This window comes from Chlamydiales bacterium, assembly GCA_031292375.1.
Classification (GTDB): Bacteria; Chlamydiota; Chlamydiia; order Chlamydiales; family VFKH01; genus JARLHF01.
The window spans coordinates 1-21,814 of sequence record JARLHF010000057.1; the positions used below are offsets into that span (position 1 = coordinate 1).

Here is a 21,814-nt window from a genome sequence, read left to right on the forward strand (position 1 = left end):
ATCCGATTCAGTTACGTTTTGGTAAAGACCCTCCCCAAAATAATGTTTGCATTAATTTATAGTCCATTTTTTTCTCAAAAAACCTTCCATACAACCACTAGCTTGTTGCCTGATTTTTTTTATTATTTTTTTGCTAACATTGCTGATAATTATTTGAAATAACGTTGATTTTTGTGACTTTAATTTCTAGTTTCCGCTTCATTTGGCCTACTAGACGAGAAAACACTTATAAATCCATCGCCACTCCTAATTGCTGCATCCATGTAGAATCTCTTGTATAAAAAAGATTAGAGTGGTAGTGTCAAGTTTTTACTTGGGAGGAAAATTTAATGGAAATAAAGGGTTTTTCTGTAGGCGAATCGATAAAATTTGGCTGGAACAAAATGAAAGAGCACTTTTGGTTCTTTGTAGGCTTTATCCTTTTAGCATCCATTTCTCTCATAATTCCCTTTGGCATCAGCGCTTATTTTGACGCTCACCAATACCCCCTACTTAGAATTCTCTTCTTAGTCATTTATTTTATTCTTGCACTAGTTGTTAACATGGGCTTTATCAAAGCCTCTCTTGCAGTTAAAGACCAAAACAAAGCTAAAATCAGCAATTTATATAGCTGCTTTCCACTGTTTTTTAAATTTCTAATCGCACACATCCTCTACATGCTCATCATTGCAGCAGGATTAATTTTACTTGTATTTCCAGCTGTTATTTGGGCCACTCGCTATGGGTTTTATGGATATCTCATTGTAGATCAAAAGCTTGGCCCCATCAAAGCTCTCAAAATGAGTGCAAAAATTACCATGGGAGTAAAATGGGATCTCTTTGCTCTCTATGCTGTACTTTATATCATTGGAGTTATTGGCGTATTATGCCTTGGCATCGGCATGTTTGCAACAGTGCCCCTTACCATTCTTGCTACCGCTTGGGTTTATCGCAATCTCCAATCTGTAAAAGCATTGTAAACCTTCTGAAAAAATCCAGGATCATGAAAAGCTCCTGTTACTGCGCCTACAACTGAACAGATAGATACTCCCATTGCAAAGATGGGAATGCTTATAGCAAATGGTCCACCAGCTACAGCTAAAGCCACAGTTCCTGTGATGAGTCCCCCAACAAATGCTCCAGTTACAGTACCTGTAAAAAGCATCGCTGCAAAGCAACATATCTTACGCGTCGTAGATAAGCTCTTATATTTTTCTTCGTTAATTCGAAGTCCCACATAGGGAATAAACCAATCTCTATCATCCGGATCTACAAAACTATGCTGATTAGATACAGGGTACAGATACCTTCCAAGCCAACATGTTGCTTTATGAGCCATAGGAACTGTTGCAAAGCCCGCACCTACGATACTTACCATACCTACAACCACAGTAGCAAGTGCTCGCGAAAATTGTTCTAAAGATTCTATTTCTGCCATAATCTCGTCCTTAAAAAATTTGTTTTAAGCGTATTGTATACTCAAAATATAAATTTTCTGTAAAGATTTACTTACGCATTGATTTTACTAAAAAAAAATCCTTTCTTTTATTAAACTGTTGGCCTAAACCTTTAAAAAATTAAATTTAACCCCTTTATGGGAGATTTTTTATATCTTTACTAAAAAAATAAGTAGGATTTGTGCATGAATGAAAATGAACTCCATAAAGGGCTAAAACCGCGACATATTCACCTAATAGCTCTTGGTGGCATTATCGGTTCTGCTTATTTTCTTGGAACGGGTTATTTGGTGCACGAAGTTGGCCCTTGTGCCTTTCTTGCCTACATTTTAGGCGCACTTATCACCTACTTGACAATGATGTGTTTAGCAGAGCTAACCATCGCCATGCCAACCTCTGGTTCTTTTGTCAGTTATGCTGCAAAATTTGTATCCCCTGCATGGGCATGTGGAGTCGGTTGGTCCTACTGGATGACTTGGGTCGTCTATATTCCCTCTGAATGTCTTGCAGCTGGCATTATCATGAACTACTTTGTCCCCAATGTCTCCGAATACATATGGGCCGTTCTTTTTGGGCTACTAGTCACAGGCATTAATATTTCTCATGTAAAGACCTTTGGAGAAGTGGAGTTTTGGCTTGCCATCATCAAAATTTTAGCTCTCGTGCTCTTTTGCATCCTCGCTGTCCTCATCTTCTTTGGCGTTATAGGATCTGCAGATCACGAAATCATAGAAGGTAGATATATCTTTGATAATGGAGGCTTTTTTCCAAATGGTGGGTGGGTTCTCTTAGTTAACATGGTCATGCTTCTTGTTAACTTTCAAGGCTCTGAGATCATAGGACTTAGCGCATCAGAAGCTCATAATGTAACAAAAACGATCCCTAAAATTATTAATCATGTAACTTACCGTATTATTGGCCTCTATTTAATTCCTACTTTTCTTCTTGTTTTAATATTTCCTTGGCAAAAAGCTAATTTATCAGAAAGCGTCTTTGCAATGGCTCTACAACATTATGGAATGAGTCCTATTGCTCACCTTTTCAGCTTTGTAGTTCTTGCAGCAGCTCTTTCGTGTGCAAATGGTGGACTCTACGGAACCGTACGCTCCATGTACGCATTAAGTAAGCATGGCATGGCACCAAAAGTGTTAAGTGTGCTTAATAAACAGCGCGTCCCTGCAAGGGTTACTCTATTTACCCTTGGAGGAATCTGGTGCATGCTCGGTATTGCCTACTTTTTTTCTTCACAAAATGTCTATGCAAATCTCCTTGCAATTTCAGGATTTACAGGTGCTGTATGCTGGATCTCCATCTGTTGGTGTCAACTGCGCTTTAGAAGAGCTTTACTTCGGGAGGGGCGCTCCACTGAAGTTTTACACTACTCAGTAAAATGGTTTCCTTATCTTACTCATCTTAGCATATGGCTTCAAGTTGGCTGTTTAGTGTTTGTAGCTCTCAATGAACATTTACGCGCATCCTTTTATTTTGGAGTACCCGTTTTAATTATCCCTATGCTTCTTTATAAAAAGATAAAGAAAAATAAAATGCCAAACATTGTGTTTTAATTTTTTATTAATACTTTAATGAAAGATACTGGAAAAAAATAAGGCTTTTAGTGTATACTTTTTTTACTAGCTATTTGAAAAATTGCCAAACTAAGGGAAACGAATGACTAAAAAAAATCATTCTAGTGTCATAGCTGCCGGGCTTGCGCTTTTTTCGATGTTCTTTGGAGCAGGCGATCTCATATGGCCTATCATTTTGGGCGGCCAAGCAGGAAGTCAGAATTTCTACGCCATGCTGGGATTAATCATCACAGGTGTTAGCCTTCCTCTCTTAGGCCTTATATCTATGATGCTCTTCGAAGGAAATTATAGAGCCTTCTTTGGCCGCATAGGTAAACTTCCCTCCATCTTTCTTATTTTTATCATTCAAGCAATTTTAGGACCTATTGGCTCAATACCAAGACTTATCACGCTGTCTTATGCAACGCTTCAGCCCTACATGCCAGAGAATATCACTCTCATAGGATTCAGCATCCTTGCAAGCCTTTTTGTTTTGTGCTTCACTTTAAAAAAACAGAGAGTTATCGACCTTCTTGGGCTTGTTTTAACCCCACTTCTTCTCATATCGCTCGGCGGTATCTTGGTGATGGGCTTTTATCACGCTCCAGATCCTCTATCATTTGGATTTAGCAAAACTGAAGCATTTACAAGCGGGCTAAATGTCGGGTACAATACACTTGATCTCATCGCATCTTTTATTTTTGCACCTCTTGTACTGGCTCATTTTATTCATGATGAAAACACACAGATAGATAAAAAAACAAGAAGTCGCATGCTATTTCGTAAAATGCTAAAAGCATGTCTTATTGCAGCCGGATTATTGTCAGGAATGTATGTAGGCCTAACTTATGTCTCTTCTTTCTATACACCCCTGCTCGATCCTAATTTACCACCAGAAGCCAGGCTTTCTGGTATATCCATGTATCTTCTTGGACACTATGGCTCTATTGTATCAAGCGTAGCTGTTGCTATGGCTTGCCTTACAACTGCAATTCCTCTTGTTTCTATCTGCGCAGACTACATCAAACAAGACCTTTTTCAAGATAAAGTTGGACGTATCTTGCCACTCATTATCACTTTGAGCTTATCTTGCTTTATTGCAAACTTTGGTTTTACAGGAATTGCTAATATGCTCTCTCCAGTTCTACAAGTCTTATGCCCAGGTCTTATTGTTTTGAGCCTTTCCAATATTGGATATAAACTCTATGAAACGCGCTTTGCAAAAATCCCCTTCTTTGCAACATTTACGCTCTCTATCGTGGGTTATTTAATGTAATTTCTTGCGCTATTAACGCAAAAAACGTTATCTATGAGGTAGAATTTAGGAAAGCACCTCATGTCAATACCCTTTAGTATAGATCCCTCTCATGATTTTTTAGATACACCTCCACATATCTTAAGCTCATTTTTTCTTCCACAAACAATTGCCATTATCGGAGCTACAGAAGCTCTAGGAAGCGTTGGAAGAACTCTTATGAATAATCTAATAACGTCCTCCTTTAAAGGCACCTTATTTCCAGTGAACCCAAAGCGTGAACAAGTACTTGGAATAACATGCTACCCTAATGTAGGCGCTATCAAAGAAAAAATCGACCTTGCAATCATTATAACGCCTGCCAAAACTGTACCATCCATTATATCTGAATGTGTAGACGCTAATATTAAAGCTACGATCGTCATATCTGCTGGTTTTAAAGAACTTGGCATATCAGGTATTAATCTCGAAAAAGAAATTCTTGCACGTGCCAAAAAAAATAATATGCGTATTATCGGACCTAACTGCCTTGGCCTCATGAACCCCTCTTATGGCCTAAATGCAACATTTGCAGCCAAAATGGCAATTCCTGGACACACAGCTTTTATCAGCCAATCAGGTGCCATGTGTACAGCTGTGCTTGACTGGAGCTTAAAAAAAGCCATTGGATTTAGCGCCTTTGTGTCCATCGGTTCTATGGCTGATATCAGCTGGGGAGACTTGATTGACTATCTTGGAAATGATAAAGAAACAGATAGTATTTTAATTTATATGGAAAGCATAGGAAACCCAAGATCCTTCCTATCCGCCGCAAAAGAAGTAGCTCTTACCAAGCCCATCATCGTAATCAAAGCAGGACGCACGCAAGCTGCAGCAAAAGCTGCAGCTTCTCATACAGGCTCACTTGCCGGTAGCGACGAGGTTTTCGACTGCGCTCTTCAAAGAGCTGGCGTACTGAGAGTGGATACAATAGAAGAGCTCTTCGATATGGCTCTTGTACTTGCAAATCAACCAAGACCAAAGGGACCTAAATTAAGTATCATCACCAATGCAGGAGGCCCTGCAGTCCTTGCAACGGATGCAACGATCATTCATGGCGCACACCTTACAACCCTCAATGATTCTATTATCGAAAAGTTAAATACATTTCTTCCAGAGGCTTGGAGCCATAGTAACCCTGTCGATATCTTAGGAGATGCAAGCCCTCAAACCTATAGAAAAAGTGTAGAGGTCATTGCAACAGATCCCGATTGTGATGGCCTTTTGGTAATTCTCTCTCCACAAGATATGACAAAGCCAGAAGAATGTGCCAACGAATTAGTTAAATGCGCTCATTTATCTAATAAACCCCTTCTTGCAAGCTGGATGGGTGGTGAAAGTGTAGAAAAAGGGGTTGATATCTTAAATCACGCAGGCATACCCACATTTTCTTTTCCAGACAATGCAAGCAAAGTTTTTGCAAAAATGTGGCGACATAGCAGTGACCTACAAAATTCCTATGAAACCCCCTCTCTTTATACAACGGGTCATGATATCCATAGTACAGTAAGACATGATGTCGTAGAAAGCCTCTTAAAAGTAGCAAGAGATGAAAATAGAACGCTCTTATCAGAATATGAATCTAAAAAGGTTTTACAAGCCTATCAAATACCCACTGTTGAAACACTTATAGCAAGAAATATCGACGAAGCCATTAGTGCTGCAAATACCCTTGAATACCCTATTGTTCTTAAACTTCTCTCTGAGACAATCACACACAAAAGCGATGTAGGCGGTGTAAAACTCAACTTGTTGAACCAAAAAGATGTTATCAAGGCTTTTGAAGAGATTCAACATTCTGTAACAACTTTGTGTGGCCCTGAGCACTTCTCTGGAGTAACTGTGCAAAGAATGATCTCGTTAGATGGTTATGATATTATTCTTGGCAGCTCTCTAGATGAGCAATTTGGTCCTGTAATTCTTTTTGGACTTGGAGGTGGCCTTGTGGAAGTCTTTCAAGACAAAGCACTCGCACTTCCTCCACTAAACACGACCCTTGCCCGTGAGCTCATGAAAAAGACAAAAATCTATCATGCCCTCAAAGGTGTTCGCGGGAAAAAACCCATTGACTTTTTGGCTCTTGAATCTTTAATTTCCAGATTTTCTAGCCTCATTGTAGAGCATCCATGGATTAAAGAGTGCGATATTAACCCCCTTCTTGTCTCGTCAGAGGAGATGATCGCCTTAGATGCAAGAATCGTGTTGCATGATGCAAGCTTAAAAGAATCTCTTCTGCCAAAATCATCTATAAGACCCTATCCATCACAGTATATCTCCTCTATCTCTCTAAAAGACAATTTAAAAGTACACTTGCGGCCTGTTAAGCCTGAGGATGAGCCATTACTCGTCAAATTTCACCATGAATTATCTGAAGAGACCGTAAAAAACCGCTATCAAGAACTACTTTCGCTAGATGTTCGAACAACTCACCAAAGACTCATACGTATCTGCTGTGGCGACTATGACAGAAATATCGCTATCATTGCAGAGATCAAAAAAGAGGAACACTCAGAACTTATTGGCATTGCCCGTCTTTCAAAAATTATGGGTAGCAATGATGCAAAATTTACCATTACAATTGTAGATCGCCTTCAAAATAAAGGCCTTGGAACGCAATTACTTTACTTTTTAATTAATGTGGCCAAACAAGAAAAAATAGACTACATTCAAGCTAGCATATCAGAAAATAACCATCAAATGCTCAAAATTTGTAAAAACTTACAATTTCAATTCAAAAAAGCAAAAGATGCTCCCGCCCTGATAAAAGCAAGGCTTAGTTTGAAAACGCATCTACACACGATCAATTCTTAAATTTGTTTGTGTATACATCCTTAACAACGACATCCAGCGTAAGATCAACAACATCTGTATCGCTTCCATAAGAATAGATCGCCTCGCCAGATACCCGTACATTATTCCCATCTATTTCGCTAACCTGAATCACTTCAAATTCACTATTTTGATTCAATGGCTCTGCAATGACTCTAAGCTCCCCGGATGATTTAAGCCTTTCGGCTATAATTTTTATTTTAATTCCTCCCTTATCATAGAGGGTATAATCATCATGCATGTATACTCCATGCATCTGCAAAAAAGGTGTTTCTGGAAGTTGCTTTGTCTCTTGCAAAAAATGCTCCCAAACTGCAAGTGCTACGCCTGTGGGCTCATTCTCTTCATCCGGATAAAAGAAATTAAAGACAAGAACAGATCCTAGGCCATCACCTGAAACACTTTTTGAATTAAGCCCTACCCATGCTGAATAACTCTTTCTTCCAGTTTTTGCATTTACTGCCTCCATAGCTAATACAGGATAGCTTCCCCAAGATAATTTCTTAATTACAACGTCTTTAAAGCCAGCTTTAAAAAGCTCTATCTCAAATTCCTTTTCCCCTGAAAATGCAAAAGGCCCTATTTGAAATATATTCCTGCTGTAAGAAACAACGATAAAAACATGTGATACTTTATCAGAAGACTTCAAAATATCCCCTACATCATTCTTTCTTGCCCATAAAATACCTTGAAATAACCCAGAACCCTTATCCATACAATTCATTACAAAATCAGCAGGAAGTGCTGGTTCTACTGCCAGTGGGTCTTGCATATCAGGAAGTAACTCTGTAATTCTAGAGGCTGTAATTTCTATACAAAGCAGTAGTGCTAAAAGTAAACTCAAAATGCATTTTTTATAAAACACGAAAAACCCCCTCAAGTGCCCGTAAAATCTCTTGATTACAAATCTCATTTACATCTGTAAAGGCACCAAGAGAAACTGCTTTCTTAGAAAGTGGCCTCCACTCTTCTATTTTTACATGACCAAAAAGAACAAGTTGTGGCTTATCAAAAGCTGCTGCTATATGCATAACACCACCATCTCCAATAAAAAGCATATCTACACCATTAACAAGGTGCATAAAATCATTAAATTGACCCGTTTCTACCACACTAGATGTACAAGAGAGCGCTTTTTGCAATTCACTTGCAGCAAGAAGATCTTTTGATACACAAGAAATTGCAACCGAAAAGGTATGCTTCTTATATAGATCGTTTAAAATAGTTATATATTTTTTTACACTAATCTGACTAGACGTTCGATTGTTAGTCATGGAGACAAGAATAATAGGGCCAAACCCCTTTAATTTACAAAGCGCCTTTTCAATTGCTTCAGAGTGACCTTGCAGATTAAACCTTGGATAATATTCCTCAGGGATCTCTTGCAGATCAGGCGCCAAAATTTGTAACACTCTTAGCGCTTGATGCTTTCCTCTTAAAGTTTTTTCCTCTATACCACCATTAATTAAAAACGTTTTTTTCTTAACAACAGCAAGCCTACATCTGGCTCTTAAAGCCCACAAAAATACGTTGACAAGCCGCATAGGAGATGGCTTTGCAGAAATTGCAAGATCATAATTATCTTTACTATGCAAAAAACCCGTTTTAAACATGTGAAAATAGCGATTGCCCTTTGCAGGAAACGTGACAACCTTATCTATTCCTTGCAAGTAAGGAGCAAGCATAGCTGCAAGTGGACTTAAAAAGAGAGAGATTTCCGCCTCTGGAAAAAGCACCTTACAATGCTCAATCAAAGGTAATGCACACACAAGGTCTCCGAGCCTATTGCGTCTTGCTACAGCAATCTTTTTACATGACGGGATTTTCATAAGACCCGCAATTTTATCATAGCCATCTTTTGTTTAACAAATAGATTTATAGCCCATAATTGAATAAGATATTTGCTCTGTAGAAAAGCCTTTAAAAATTTCTGGAGGAAGAGGCTTTACTTTCAAATGATCTTTCATGCCGCTTTCTGTAAGCGTGGCCTCACTTACACGAATTTCCATAGGACCCGCAACAGAACAAAGCCTTGCAGCAAAGTTGACATTAGCTCCAAGCACCGTATAATTTAGACGCTTATCTGCCCCCATGTTTCCTGCAACCACTTTGCCTGTATGGATTCCAATACCTACTTGTATAGGAACAAGTCCTTCTTTTATACGCTTTGCATTCCAGTAGTTGAGTGACTCAAGCATTTTTAAAGCAGTTGTCAAAGCCCTTTTAGCAGAATCTTCCATTGCAACAGGAGCACCATAAAGAGCCATGATCTCATCTCCAATATATTTATCGATAACACCGCCCTCATGCTCAATAATATTACTCATCTCTGTCATATATTTATTCAGTTGAGAAATTACAATTTGTGGATCTACTTGTTCTGTTAGCCTAGTAAATCCTCGAATGTCTACGAATAGGACGCTAACAATACGGCTCTCTCCACCAAGCTGCACTTTTCCCTTCAAAATCTCTGCTGCAATCTCTTTTGAAACAACTTTGTCAAGCAAGTCTCTAATTTTTTCTTTATCTTGAAGTCCTTGAACCATGTTTGCAAAGCTATTTGTAAGAACAGAAATTTCATCGTGTGCATCTTCCACTTTAGGAAGTTGAATACTTGAGTAGTTACCCTTCACAACTTTTTCTGTAGCACGCGCTAAAATTGTAATGGGCTTTGTAATGCGCTTTGACAAGTAACCAAGTAAAAAAAGAGCAACGCCTAGTAAAATTAAAGAAGTTGCAAATAGTTGCGATGATAGTGCTTGATAGATACTTATCATATTGCTATTGACAACTTCTTGCAGGCGAAACATAGGCTCTGATGCACTTGGTATTAAAACAAAAGCCTTTATTGGCATAGAAACAGAGGGTTCTAATTGAAAATAACTGTAGGGAATATCACCAATATTCATCTGGCCCAACGTCGTATTTACAATGCTTGGAAATGAAAAACCGTGAAAAAAAGAACTAGGTATTTCATCTTTTGAGTCGTTGATTGCATGTAAAAACGTTCCATCTTCGTTTAAAAATACTATTTGTGAATCTGGCACAAGAAGTGTGCTTCTAATGTCACCAAAGAGGCTCTGTCCCACGGTTAAAAATACAGGATCTTTTTCAAGCTCCACTTTTTTACCATTAAAACTTGCATTAGAAATAGGCACAACATTTGCTATCAAATATTTTGATAAAAGAGGTGAGTCAATTAAACCGATGCCTGTCGCTAAAAAAGTATGTTCAGGTAGTGGTAGGTGATCTTGAAAATAGGATTCTGGGTTAAAAAGTGGATCTTGAAAGAAAATGTCATGATTTAATAACGCTCCTCCAGAAAAGTCTCTCTTAGATTTCGTATTAGTCGTACCATAAAGTGTTGCACCCCCTATTGGCGTCCCCTTGTCAAAGGGAGATCCCTTGATTGCATCCAAGTAAACAGTGACATATTCTCTTACAATATTTGTACGCTTTGAGCTCTCCACTACCTTGGGTGGCTTCAAAATAACAGGAGTTTCTTCCTCTGCGGATGGCCCAGCTAACACTTGGGCTTCTACAATACTCTTGTGATGTTCTTGCCACACCTGAAATTCATCAGGAGATGCGATCTTCGCTCCAATCAACTGACTCTCTAATTGCAAAGCATGCTTTTCGATTGTTTTTAATAACTCACGCTCACCTACTTTGGCAATCATAATACCCTTGCGTACAAGAGAAATGGCACTAGATACTTGCAGAGCAACATCTTTTGGAAGATTCAAAACATCCATAGGGTATAAATAGTAAGCAGCATTGCGCAATTGCTGCACATCTAGCCCCTTTCCTGAAGAATTTATCAGGGGTGGTACATTCGCAAGCTCCGATGTCATTGGAAAGCGTATGCCAATAAATGGTCCTAAAACGTTTTTTTGATCTGTTTCTGCAGTAAGTAACATGAGCCCTATATTGTTTGAAAACAACTCTGCTTGTACAGAATAAAATTTTGCATTACTAAGAACAACCGACAAACTCTTTACATTATTTTTCGAAACCTGCAAAAAATCAACACCTGGATTGTCGTTAATTAAGTTCTTTACAAGCATCCAAAATGCTTTTGCATCTTTTTCAAACGCAAGAGTCAATGCTTTTCGAGACTCATTCTCTGTAGATACATGTGCAAGAGTTGTGTTAATAGCAATAATACTCTGGTTTAAGCGTTCATTAAATAACCTCTGCCACATTTCACGGCCATTTTTATTTTGAATTGCAATCTCATCACTAAAAAGAGAGTGCACACGCCTAACATCTCCTTGAACAAATACCTTTGGCAAAAAATAAGATGCAAGAGCAACCAGTAAAAACAAAGAACCTATGTAAATAAATAATTTTATCCGTATCGGCATAAAAAGCTCTCACTAAATAAATAATTATTTTTATATTATCAGGATTTAACTTGCAATGGGGGAATATGCTACATAATGGTAACTGGCTTTTTCATTACCTTTTATCTTGGCGCACTAAAACAGGCTCTAAGCGTTTTATTGCCTCTCAAGAAATTCTCGAGGGTCTTGTCTACTTTGCAAAAACACCTATCGACACATTAATAGACAAGTTAAAATCTAATACAGAAGGACTTACAGAAACAACAGCAGCTCAATTCCTTGAAAAATTTGGCTATAACACCATTGCAACCGATAAACCCGTTACTTGGTACAGCACTTTATTTAGGAATTTTTCTAATCCCTTTGTTTTACTACTTATCGGCCTTAGCATTATTTCTTATTTTATAAACGATATTGAAGCTGTCTTTATCATTTTAACTATGGTTATACTCAGTGTAATCATGCGCTTTTTTCAAGAATATCGCTCTAGCCTAGCTGCTGAAAAATTAAAATCCCTTGTAAGCACAAAAGCATCCGTTATCAGACGAAAATCTGATGATATTAAGAGCTCTACAAAATGTGAGCTTTCCTTTAAATATCTAGTTCCAGGAGATATCATCTCTCTTTCAGCAGGCGATATGCTCCCTGCCGATGTACGCCTTATTTCTTCGCATGACCTATTTGTAAGCCAGTCCTCATTAACTGGCGAATCCATGCCTCTTGAAAAGTATGAGCATCCTGAAAACAGCAAAATGGCAATTACAAACCCTCTAGAAATGCCAAACATATGTTTAATGGGAACAAGTGTTGTAAGTGGGATTGGAAAGGCTATTGTAATTACAACAGGCAGCAATACTTACTTTGGATCCATCGCAAAAACAATTGTTGCAAAACGTCCTCTAACAAGCTTTGACATTGGTATCAACAAGGTAAGTTGGCTGCTTATTCGCATTATGCTATGCATGGTTCCAATAGTCTTTTTAATCAATGGCCTTAGCAAAGATGACTGGTTTCAATCCTTATTGTTTGCGCTTTCCATTGCCGTTGGCCTAACACCTGAAATGTTACCCATGATTATCACAACAAACCTTGCAAAAGGAGCTCTTGCTATGTCAAAGAGCAAGGTCGTTGTCAAACAACTTGGGAGTATTCAAAATTTTGGGGCCATGGACTTATTGTGCACAGATAAAACAGGAACCCTAACACAAGACAGGATCATCTTAGAACACCATTTCGATCTAAATGGTAAAGAAGATGAATATGTACTAGAACTTGGCTATCTAAATAGTTATTACCAAACAGGACTCAAGAACCTACTTGATGTAGCGGTTTTAGAACATACTGAGCTACAAGATACGCTACAGCCAGACACTCTCTATCATAAAATTGATGAAATTCCCTTTGATTTTTCAAGAAAACGAATGTCTGTTGTAGTCAGTAAAAGTAAAAACCAACATGAGCTTATCTGTAAGGGATCTCTTAGCACGATACTCTCTATCTGTACGCACGCAAAGTTTGGAAGTGAACCAGAGCCCTTAAATGAAACTCTCCTAAAAAAAATCAACCATTTCCACGACCATCTAAATAAGCAAGGTCTAAGGGTTTTAGCAGTAGCAAGCAAAATGGTCTCTTCTGAATCTCAAACAACTTACCACATGGAAGATGAACATTCCATGACGCTTGTTGGCTTACTTGCCTTTTTAGACCCTCCAAAGACATCTGCAGCACAAGCTATCAAACTATTAAAGAATTATGGCGTTAATATTAAAGTATTAACAGGAGACAATGAAGTCATCACTAAAAGAATTTGTAAATGGGTAGGCCTAGAAGTTCATGGAGTCCTTACAGGTCCAGAACTACAAGCAATAGAGCCTCATGCTCTCAATGAGATTGTAGAAAAGACGACAATTTTTGCAAAACTAGAGCCTATGCAAAAAGCTCTTATCATCTCTTGCTTAAAAGCCAACGGACACACTGTAGGCTATCTTGGAGATGGAATAAATGACGCTCCAGCACTTAGAGAAGCTGACCTTGGCATATCTGTAGATACAGCTGTAGATATAGCCAAAGAGTCTTCAGACATTATTATGCTAGAAAAAAGCCTTCTCTTTTTAGCAGATGGTGTCATAGAGGGACGAAAAACTTTTGGCAATATCATCAAATACATCAAAATGGCTATAAGCTCTAATTTCGGCAATGTTTTTAGCATACTAGGAGCCAGTATTTTTCTTCCCTTTCTTCCTATGCTTCCCATCCAAATTCTCTTACAAAACCTACTCTATGACGTCTCTCAACTGGCTATACCCTTTGATACTGTAGATAAAGAATTTTTAGAAACTCCCCACCAATGGAAGCCAGGAGGCATCTCAAGATTCATGTTGTTCATAGGGCCTATCAGCTCTCTCTTCGACTATATTACATTTGGCTTTTTGTGGTTTTTCTTTGATGCCAACACTATTGCTAAACAATCTTTCTTTCAGTCAGGCTGGTTTATAGAGGGATTACTCTCTCAAGTTCTCATCGTACATATGATTAGAACGCAAAAAATCCCCTTCATTCAAAGCTTTCCCTCTTTTCCACTTTTTATAACCACGCTTTTCATTATGATTCTTGGCATCATCATACCCTATACCCATATTGGAGCAGATCTTGGCATGACATCACTACCAGGAATCTATTTCCTCTTTCTCGTACCCATTCTTCTGGCCTACTGCACACTCACGCAAGTCGTCAAGCTTTGGTTCATCCGCAGATTCAACTCATGGCTATAACATAATTCACATGGGCATGATTTCTTTAAATCATCCAAATACAATCTTAAGAACAATAGTTTACTGCTAACACTTAGGCGGATGTGATTCCTCTATTCCTTTAAGTGGCACAATGACCCGTGATCCAAATAGATTATTCTAAGTGCTTCCAAATTTCGTAAATAGTCATGGGCATATAATCTTCTACGTCTTTTCCTTGAGCTGATAATTCATCGTGTAAATTAACATATTTTTCTGCCATGGTTTTGTCTGAAAAAAGTAGATGCGCATTAAGAGAATCTTTATAGACAATCAATTCTGGCAGAATCCCAAATAATATTTCATTATGAATAGAGGAATAAATACCATCAGGATCGCATATTCCAACATCGTATCCCACTTTCAATGCTTGATTTTGTAATGAAATTGGCATTTGATCTTCTTCAGAAATGATATGTAACATTGAACAATCATCCAAATTCTTTAATTCTATACATTCATTAATAATAAATTGTGCATCCATCAAATTCCTTGGAATTAAATAAAAAGCAACTAACTCGCCTTCAAATCCATTATATTTATCTATTACTTCTTCGACAGGCATATTAATAAAATTATTTCTTTTTATTAAATTCGACCAAAAAAAATTGGCTGGGTTAGGTTTTTTAACCAAAATAAGTGCATGCATAATTACTCACTTTTAACTCATTACTGGGATATGTCCTGGTCCTATATGTATATGTTCACCATAGTCCCAGTGCCCTTTGCCTCTATCATCTCTAGTAGAAGGAAAATCATATTCTTCTCCCCATTCAATCTGAATGCAATATGAGAAATAAAAAGACGTGGTAATTTTATTTTTTATAAGGCTTTTTGTAGGGCTATGTAGTGATAGAGAAGCTCCGCATCGCCTTGAAGACGTTCATCTTCAGCTTTTAATAAAGAAAGCATGCTGACAGTAAGATCAAAATGATCTTTTAATCCTCTTTGAAAAAGTAATTCACTCTCTTGAAAGGAATCATATGCGTCTTTTTGTATTGTTTTCAAAAGACAATTTCTTTGTATTTCCTCTTGCAGGGCAAGTGAAGCACTTTCAGCCTCTTCTAATGCCTTTTGAAACGTTTGTCTAAATTCAAGAAACGCAAGAGAACGCTCTACTTGCTTACATGCATTCGCAAAATTTCTTTCTGCCTTTCGAACATCTGGGCGCTCCTTCAATAGCTCTTCTGTTATTCGTGGCCTACAGCCAATAGGAAGGCTTGCAAAAGCATTTACCTCTTTTAAGCTTACAAATATCTTAGAAGGACTCTCATCTAATAATTCAGCCATGTGATAAAGTGCTTTATCTAGTGAGGATTGCAATTGTGTCTTTTGAGCTAAAGAATTATGGTAATCTTCTTTAGCATCATTCAAAACACTCTCATCGTTTAAGCCCCTATTCAAGAGGTCTTGTGCAAGATTAAGCACCGTTCTTTTTGCATCTATACTCTTCTGAATAACAACTAAGCGCTGTTGTAAAATTTTAAACTCAACATAAGTTTTTGCAACATCCGTTGAAACAGTATTCCAAGTCTCTTGAAAATCATCTTCTGAATCTTCTATAATCCTTGCACCAAAAAGTTGTTCTCGACTTTGAGTAATCCGTAGACGAGCAATTTTTAAATCGAGGTTAGACTGATACGCTTGTCTTATCAAGGAACTTAACAAAGGATCTCCCAAAACATCCCATATCTGGTAACACTCCGAATAAGGCAAAGATACTTTTATATCAGATGCACCCTGAATATAATTTGGAAGGCCCATAAGCAATGTTACGCTAGTAAAAAGAAGGAAACAACCTTTATGCATTTTCTGCCTTCTGTAATTCATGTTTTTTAATAAACACATCTAGCTGCTGTCCTACATATAAAAATTGATTATCTGTCTTTAGTCGATAAATAACAGGCAATACACGCGTATCAACCTTGTCCATAATATCATTAGAAAGATTTTGTTTATTTACAAGAAAAGGCTCAATCTTCACAAAATCAAGAGGTATTTCCTCTTTTGAATTACCCTGAACAAAAGCTACAGCTGGTGCATTGGGATCAAAATTTGCAACTTCATATTGGTTGATATTTACCCTCAAGTGTAAATCGCTCATGTCACCAATAACCATGATAGGGTTTCTTGAACTATCTAAAGGGGGCAATTCCCCTGTATGTACATTAATTTGCAACACAGTTCCATTCATAGGAGAATAAAGTATTGTTCTTGCAATTTCTGCCTCAGCACTTGCCACACGTGCTTTTGCCTGTTCTACTTCAATACCTGCAATATCAAGATCCTTTTGCCATGTACCCAATTTAACCTTTTCTAATTCAGCATGGGCTCCTTGGCACGCAGCTTCTGCTAATAAATAATTAAAATAGCGCTTACTAATCTGCTCTTTACTTATTGCTTGCGTTTTTTCTAAACCAACAACTCTTTCATATTCCTCTTTTGCAAGATCTAGCTCCACTTGTACTCTTTTATAAGACGCATCTGCAATAACAAGATCTTCTGCTCTGGGCATGGCCTTTAACTTCTGCAATTGAGCCTGTGCATTATCATAGGCAAACTTTGCAACCATTAAGTTTGTTTTTAAATCAGTATTTTCAAACTCTAAAAGAGCTTCTCCCTTTTTTACATTCACTCCGACCTGTACAAAGACCTTATTCACTACACGATTAATATCAGAGCCTATCAAAATATTTCCACTCTTTGCCTCTATGACACCAATTGCTGAAATACTCGAAGCGAAGGGAGAATGTGTGGGAGGACTTATATCACTTTGCACCGCAAGTGCTTGTGGTTTTTGCCACATAGAAAAAACTACAATACATAGGGAGAGTATACTTGCAGCGACAATAACAAAAAAATAATTTCTATTCATAAATAATCTGACCATCATCCATTTTAATAATTTGATCCGCAAATGAAAAAATACGATGGTCATGCGTAACCACTAGCACCGTTTTTGCAGCTTCTTCTACCAAATTTTTCAATAATGCCATTACCTCATTTCCAGCAACATGATCTAAAGCACTTGTTGGCTCATCACAAATGATGATCTTAGCATCATTGACAAGAGCTCTTGCAATGGCAACTCTCTGTTGTTGCCCTTTTGACAAAAGAGTTGCAAGAGTATTTGCACGCCCATCTAAATGCATTTTCTTGAGGATAGACATAGCCCTTTCAATGGCTTCTTGCTGTTTACATCCAGCAATTAATAAAGGCAGCGTAACATTTTCAAGAACTGTAAGTGTTGGAACTAAAAAAAGTGACTGGAAGACAATACCAAGTGTTTTTTGACAAAAAAATGCTTTTTCATCAGAGTGCATTTTCAAAGGCTCTTGTCCAAATAAAAAGAGAGAACCCTCATCGGGTGTTAAAATCGTTGTAATTACAGACAAAAGTGTTGTCTTACCAGATCCTGAAGGCCCAACTAATAGAGCAAGACGCTCTTCGTCGATAGCCATATCAATCCCCCTAAGAGCCTCAATACGATTTTCACCCTCTCCATAAGCCTTTTTTATGCTTTTACAAACAATTGCCTCTTTTTTCATATCAGTTCCCAGTCAATGTTTTAGGATCTGTCTTATACACTTTACGCATACTAAGTATTGCAGCAAAAGCGCAAACGGTTACAATAATCATCCATGTAAAAAGTAATAACTGCCAGTTAAAGAGAAATGCAAGCGTTGTATCTTTAATCGCCATGCCCCAGAGAACAGTTGTGCCAATACCCAAGCAAAACCCGATAACACCCACTGTAAACACCTGAACTGCAATCATCTGAAAAATCATCTTCAAGGTACCTCCAAGAGACTTTACCAAAGCATAGTAGGGCAAGTTTTGCAGGGTCATCAGATAAAAAGTCTGGCCTACAATAGAAAATCCAATAATGATACCAAGAGCTACCGAAAGTGCAAAGTTAATCAATACGCCTGTCTTTAAAAAGTCTTCAATGATTCTCCATTCAAATTGATCCTTTGTAAAGGCTGCAAAACCATCTATAGCATTGATTCTTTTTTGAATATCCTCAATATTTTCATTTGGATCCGTTTTTGCAGCAATAAAATCTAAACGATTTGCCATGGAAGGATCAAAGCGAAGAAATTGGCTATAAGCTGTGAAGATAATGGGTTGTGGAAAAAAGCCTTGCGTCACTTTACAAATACCAACAACAACTGCTCTTTTACCATTCATTTCAAACTCATCCCCTATTCTAAGAGGAATCTTTGTGCCGTCAGGAAGCTTTCTTGCAAAAGATGTGTTCGCAGAATACACATCCACAATGACTCCTCCTTCGCGACGCAAATCCTTCACTTGCCCCTCAATCATTTGCATGGGAGCGCCGATCAATGTAGCATCATCCACACCATAAAGCTCACAAATCTGAAATAAACCCGATTGCGTAACAAGCTGCACCATGACATGGCCAATGGGAACTGCCCACTTAATACCAGTAACACTGCGGATAATGTCCAGGTAACTCAGCGGCATTTTTCGCACCTTGTCATCGCTTTCTGTAGCTTTATCCATAACCCACAAATTTGGCTCTGGGATATCTGTGACAATGCGGTAAGAGCGAGATGCAAGCCCTAAAAATATAGCGGACTGCTGAGAAATGAGCAGTGTTGCAAGAAAGACCCCAAAAATCATTCCTATGCAAGAGGCTCTATTTCCAATAAGTATTTTAAGTGCTAGTGCAAACATGAATTTAAATATCTATTTTAGCTGCACTATTTTCTAGAAAACCAATAACATCTTGTACACGCTTTTGGATATCTGTATTGCAAATAGAGCCAAACCAGATTCCAAAATTTCCATTCATTTTTGGATTCTTTGCTTGTGTCATTTTAATTGCAAAAACAAATACATCGCCATGTTCATCTTGAAATAAATAAGTAGCCCCTACCAATTCTTCAGGTATACTCTCACAAGCTATAGGAACATCACAAAGAGTCTTAGAATAATTGGAAAGCTCTTCTACATAAATTTGCTGCTGTTCTTGTGTGCGTGCTTTAAACCCATTTTTTGGATATACGTTGTAAAGCATTCCACCTTTTGTTAAATAATCTCTTATAATCGTTGTACGAGCCTTTACAGTATAAAGAGATGCAGGTTCTATCTCAAGCGATGGATCAACAAGCTCTTTAGAGACCTCTCCTTTTGTACAAAGTGGAGTTGCAGGCATCGGTGTATGAATAATACCTTTAAGCACTTTTACTTCCTTTTGTAAACTTGAAGAAAGCACATGCTCTACAGCACCTTGAATGGCAACAAAAATGGGGCGTACTTCCCTATCTGTTCCACTTACCTCAATTACTCCATCTCTTACAAGACTATCCCATGAGTCAACAATATCTTGTCTCAAGGCTATTAACTCTTCCCTCTTAAGACCTGGTATATCTTGAGAATGCTCAATTGCATCCTGAACTCTTAAATGAACAAAATCAATAAAGCTACTGCTTTCTTGGTTTTTACACATATTTGCATCATTCTCAGATCCATATACGCTTGCAAAGATTATAAAAAGCGCCCCTAAAAATAACCAAAAACTTCTTTTATTATTCTTCATTCAGGTTCCACCCATCGATTATGTTTTTTAATAAGCTCAATTAAACGATCATCAGCGTCTGCAAAACTGATATCTTTTTCTACACATTTCTTACCTACATAAAGGTCTATCATTCCAGGTTTTGATCCAACATAGCCAAAATCTGCATCAGCCATCTCTCCAGGACCATTTACAATACAACCCATAATAGCAATTTTAACACCAGGAAGGTGGGCTGTACGCTCACGTATACGCTTGGAGACATCTTGTAAATCAAACAGCGTGCGTCCACAACTTGGACAAGAGATGAAATCCGTTTTAGAAGTTCTCATTCTTGCAGCTTGCAGAATGTTAAAGCTTAAATTCCTAAGAAAGTCAACATCAAAACGCGCATCAATCCAAAGTCCATCTCCAAGTCCATCACAAAAAATAGCTCCACACTCAGCTGCAGACTGAATAATGATTTCTTCTTTAGAACACAAATAATTAAAACCTAAAATCACAGGAACATCCAATTTCTTACTTTGCAGCCAATCAAAAAAGTGGCGACTATAATGCAAACGACTAGAAGCAGGTGACAATATAATTAAGCTAGGCTTAATCTTGCAAAGTGCTTCCCATTCATCTAGAGATTCATCTTGAATAACTACAACTAGGGGCTCCTTTTCTGATGCAATAATAGCAAAACGCTCTTTATTTGCCCTATCCAAATACTTCTCTTGAGCCTCTTTTAAAGTATGTAGAGGTATTGTCCCTTCTAAAGCATTCGTTGAAAAAGCGCTCACTCCACAATCTCTTAAGCTTTTTATAATAGAGGTGCTTACATCTTCTTTTACAACAATGCAATCAGCACTTGTCGCTTTGAGCTTAGGCCTTCCTAGCTGAACATCACACCCTAACTTCTTATAAAAGTCTGCTTCTTGAACATCTTTTGAAGAGATGCCTACCATTACTGTACCATCTCTATGCAAAGAGATATTTTTTGGTAAACTGGCAGTACGCTTCTTGATTGCTTCAATGTCTCGATAAGATTCTTTAAAAGGAGCAACCCCTTGTCCTTCATACGATTTTGCAAAAGCAACAAGCCTCTTACAAGGATCTATTTCATTCCAAGCATCTTCTGTTAAAGAAACACGAATCGTATCTCCAATGCCATCTAAAAGAAGAGAGCCTATTCCCATGGCCGATTTAATACGACCATCTTCTCCCTCTCCTGCCTCTGTAACACCCAAATGCAGAGGGTAATCCCAGCCCAAACGCATCATTTCAGCAACCAGCAAGCGATAAGCTTGAATCATTACTTGAGGATTTGAGGACTTCATAGAAAACATAAAATCATGAAAGTCCACTTTGCGACACACTCTTGCAAACTCTAATGCAGACTCCAACATGCCACGAGGCGTATCACCATAACGATTCATGATACGATCTGAAAGAGATCCATGATTTGTTCCAATACGCATCGACCTTTTCAACCGCTTACACTTTTCAACAAGAGGTGTAAATTTTTCTTCAATTTTTTCCAATTCCCTCACATATGATTCATCATCATACTCAATCACTTTAAAAGAGGCTCTCTTGTCAATGTAATTTCCAGGATTGATACGCACCTTATCTACAAAGTCAATTACCCTCATAGCAGCTGGTGGAAAGAAATGAATATCTGCAACAATAGGTATTGTATAACCGCGCTGAAGTAAAGAATTTTTTATCTCTTCACAAGCATCGGCTTCTTTCATGCCCTGAACTGTAACTCTTGCAATTTCACAACCTGCATCTGCAAGGCGCATGATTTGATCAACTGTTGCTCCAACTTCTCGCGTATTAGAAGTGGTCATCGATTGAATGCGAACAGGATTTGTTCCTCCAACACCCACATTTCCAACCATAACTTCTCTTGTCTTGCGTCGCTTTGTGCAAAACACAGATTCGCAATAATTAAGCATGATTACCTTTTTGCATCATTTCTTGAAGATATCTATTTAACGCGGTCCAGCATAACAAATCAGT

The 21,814-nt window shown here is 38.0% G+C and carries 16 protein-coding genes; 5 read left to right on the forward strand and 11 right to left on the reverse strand.

All coding sequences use genetic code 11. The features are described from left to right. The first annotated feature begins 329 nt into the window (after window positions 1–329). Window positions 330–959 (forward strand): hypothetical protein, encoded by a 630-nt coding sequence (locus P4L16_07255; protein ID MDR3624917.1) that lies wholly within the window; start codon window positions 330–332, stop codon window positions 957–959. Here P4L16_07255 and P4L16_07260 read toward each other — a convergent pair. Beyond that, window positions 926–1,417 carry a hypothetical protein gene (locus P4L16_07260; GenBank protein MDR3624918.1) on the reverse strand — a complete coding sequence of 164 codons (492 nt, stop codon included), beginning with the start codon at window positions 1,415–1,417 and terminating at the stop codon, window positions 926–928. The genes P4L16_07255 and P4L16_07260 overlap by 34 nt on opposite strands. Window positions 1,418–1,621: 204 nt before the next feature. Between P4L16_07260 and P4L16_07265 the strand changes: the two genes are divergently transcribed. From P4L16_07265 to P4L16_07275, 3 genes are all read left to right on the forward strand, one after another. After that, window positions 1,622–3,001 carry an amino acid permease gene (locus tag P4L16_07265; GenBank protein MDR3624919.1) on the forward strand — a complete coding sequence of 460 codons (1,380 nt, stop codon included), beginning with the start codon at window positions 1,622–1,624 and terminating at the stop codon, window positions 2,999–3,001. A gap of 103 nt (window positions 3,002–3,104) precedes the next feature. Next, window positions 3,105–4,277, forward strand: coding sequence for a branched-chain amino acid transport system II carrier protein (locus P4L16_07270; GenBank protein ID MDR3624920.1), 1,173 nt, complete (start codon window positions 3,105–3,107; stop codon window positions 4,275–4,277). A gap of 60 nt (window positions 4,278–4,337) precedes the next feature. Then, complete coding sequence (locus P4L16_07275) at window positions 4,338–7,106, forward strand: bifunctional acetate--CoA ligase family protein/GNAT family N-acetyltransferase (protein ID MDR3624921.1); 2,769 nt, start codon at window positions 4,338–4,340, stop codon at window positions 7,104–7,106. On the opposite strand, the gene P4L16_07280 is transcribed toward P4L16_07275, so the two are convergent. From P4L16_07280 to P4L16_07290, 3 genes are read right to left on the reverse strand one after another with little or no spacing between them, the layout of a single operon-like run. Beyond that, window positions 7,096–7,989: a hypothetical protein gene (locus P4L16_07280; GenBank protein ID MDR3624922.1), complete on the reverse strand. Its 894-nt coding sequence runs from the start codon at window positions 7,987–7,989 to the stop codon at window positions 7,096–7,098. The genes P4L16_07275 and P4L16_07280 overlap by 11 nt on opposite strands. Next, on the reverse strand, window positions 7,979–8,953 hold the full coding sequence (locus tag P4L16_07285; GenBank protein ID MDR3624923.1) for a glycosyltransferase family 9 protein: 975 nt from the start codon (window positions 8,951–8,953) through the stop codon (window positions 7,979–7,981). The genes P4L16_07280 and P4L16_07285 overlap by 11 nt, the downstream gene beginning before the upstream one ends. A 33-nt stretch (window positions 8,954–8,986) precedes the next feature. Next, window positions 8,987–11,491: an adenylate/guanylate cyclase domain-containing protein gene (locus tag P4L16_07290; GenBank protein MDR3624924.1), complete on the reverse strand. Its 2,505-nt coding sequence runs from the start codon at window positions 11,489–11,491 to the stop codon at window positions 8,987–8,989. 65 nt (window positions 11,492–11,556) lie between these two features. Here P4L16_07290 and mgtA point away from each other — a divergent pair, with 65 nt between their 5' ends. Further along, window positions 11,557–14,241 (forward strand): magnesium-translocating P-type ATPase, encoded by a 2,685-nt coding sequence (gene mgtA, locus P4L16_07295; GenBank protein ID MDR3624925.1) that lies wholly within the window; start codon window positions 11,557–11,559, stop codon window positions 14,239–14,241. 133 nt (window positions 14,242–14,374) lie between these two features. Here the strand turns inward: mgtA and P4L16_07300 are convergent, their stop codons facing one another. The 7 genes from P4L16_07300 to ispG form a co-directional block, all read right to left on the reverse strand. Next, window positions 14,375–14,908 (reverse strand): hypothetical protein, encoded by a 534-nt coding sequence (locus P4L16_07300; protein MDR3624926.1) that lies wholly within the window; start codon window positions 14,906–14,908, stop codon window positions 14,375–14,377. A 173-nt stretch (window positions 14,909–15,081) separates the two neighbouring features. Continuing rightward, window positions 15,082–16,068 carry a TolC family protein gene (locus P4L16_07305; GenBank protein ID MDR3624927.1) on the reverse strand — a complete coding sequence of 329 codons (987 nt, stop codon included), beginning with the start codon at window positions 16,066–16,068 and terminating at the stop codon, window positions 15,082–15,084. Further along, a complete protein-coding gene (locus P4L16_07310; GenBank protein MDR3624928.1) occupies window positions 16,061–17,134 on the reverse strand; it encodes a hypothetical protein in 1,074 nt (357 codons plus the stop codon). Before P4L16_07310 ends, P4L16_07305 begins: the two co-directional genes overlap by 8 nt. Then, window positions 17,127–17,807 (reverse strand): ABC transporter ATP-binding protein, encoded by a 681-nt coding sequence (locus tag P4L16_07315; protein MDR3624929.1) that lies wholly within the window; start codon window positions 17,805–17,807, stop codon window positions 17,127–17,129. Before P4L16_07315 ends, P4L16_07310 begins: the two co-directional genes overlap by 8 nt. A gap of 1 nt (window position 17,808) precedes the next feature. Then, a complete protein-coding gene (locus P4L16_07320) occupies window positions 17,809–18,960 on the reverse strand; it encodes an ABC transporter permease (protein ID MDR3624930.1) in 1,152 nt (383 codons plus the stop codon). Between the two features lie 4 nt (window positions 18,961–18,964). Next, window positions 18,965–19,825, reverse strand: a complete 861-nt coding sequence (locus P4L16_07325; GenBank protein ID MDR3624931.1) for a hypothetical protein — start codon at window positions 19,823–19,825, stop codon at window positions 18,965–18,967. Continuing rightward, a complete protein-coding gene (ispG, locus tag P4L16_07330; GenBank protein MDR3624932.1) occupies window positions 19,822–21,750 on the reverse strand; it encodes a (E)-4-hydroxy-3-methylbut-2-enyl-diphosphate synthase in 1,929 nt (642 codons plus the stop codon). The genes P4L16_07325 and ispG overlap by 4 nt, the downstream gene beginning before the upstream one ends. Between the last annotated feature and the right edge of the window lie 64 nt (window positions 21,751–21,814).

What these genes read in the sequence shown, in the direction of transcription:
- P4L16_07255 (MDR3624917.1), top strand. Translation starts at nt 330, where the DNA reads ATGGAAATAAAGGGTTTTTCTGTAGGCGAATCGATAAAATTTGGCTGG.
- P4L16_07260 (MDR3624918.1), bottom strand. Translation starts at nt 1,417, where the DNA reads ATGGCAGAAATAGAATCTTTAGAACAATTTTCGCGAGCACTTGCTACT.
- P4L16_07265 (MDR3624919.1), top strand. Translation starts at nt 1,622, where the DNA reads ATGAATGAAAATGAACTCCATAAAGGGCTAAAACCGCGACATATTCAC.
- P4L16_07270 (MDR3624920.1), top strand. Translation starts at nt 3,105, where the DNA reads ATGACTAAAAAAAATCATTCTAGTGTCATAGCTGCCGGGCTTGCGCTT.
- P4L16_07275 (MDR3624921.1), top strand. Translation starts at nt 4,338, where the DNA reads ATGTCAATACCCTTTAGTATAGATCCCTCTCATGATTTTTTAGATACA.
- P4L16_07285 (MDR3624923.1), bottom strand. Translation starts at nt 8,953, where the DNA reads ATGAAAATCCCGTCATGTAAAAAGATTGCTGTAGCAAGACGCAATAGG.
- P4L16_07290 (MDR3624924.1), bottom strand. Translation starts at nt 11,491, where the DNA reads ATGCCGATACGGATAAAATTATTTATTTACATAGGTTCTTTGTTTTTA.
- mgtA (MDR3624925.1), top strand. Translation starts at nt 11,557, where the DNA reads ATGCTACATAATGGTAACTGGCTTTTTCATTACCTTTTATCTTGGCGC.
- P4L16_07300 (MDR3624926.1), bottom strand. Translation starts at nt 14,908, where the DNA reads ATGCATGCACTTATTTTGGTTAAAAAACCTAACCCAGCCAATTTTTTT.
- P4L16_07305 (MDR3624927.1), bottom strand. Translation starts at nt 16,068, where the DNA reads ATGCATAAAGGTTGTTTCCTTCTTTTTACTAGCGTAACATTGCTTATG.
- P4L16_07310 (MDR3624928.1), bottom strand. Translation starts at nt 17,134, where the DNA reads ATGAATAGAAATTATTTTTTTGTTATTGTCGCTGCAAGTATACTCTCC.
- P4L16_07315 (MDR3624929.1), bottom strand. Translation starts at nt 17,807, where the DNA reads ATGAAAAAAGAGGCAATTGTTTGTAAAAGCATAAAAAAGGCTTATGGA.
- P4L16_07320 (MDR3624930.1), bottom strand. Translation starts at nt 18,960, where the DNA reads ATGTTTGCACTAGCACTTAAAATACTTATTGGAAATAGAGCCTCTTGC.
- P4L16_07325 (MDR3624931.1), bottom strand. Translation starts at nt 19,825, where the DNA reads ATGAAGAATAATAAAAGAAGTTTTTGGTTATTTTTAGGGGCGCTTTTT.
- ispG (MDR3624932.1), bottom strand. Translation starts at nt 21,750, where the DNA reads ATGCTTAATTATTGCGAATCTGTGTTTTGCACAAAGCGACGCAAGACA.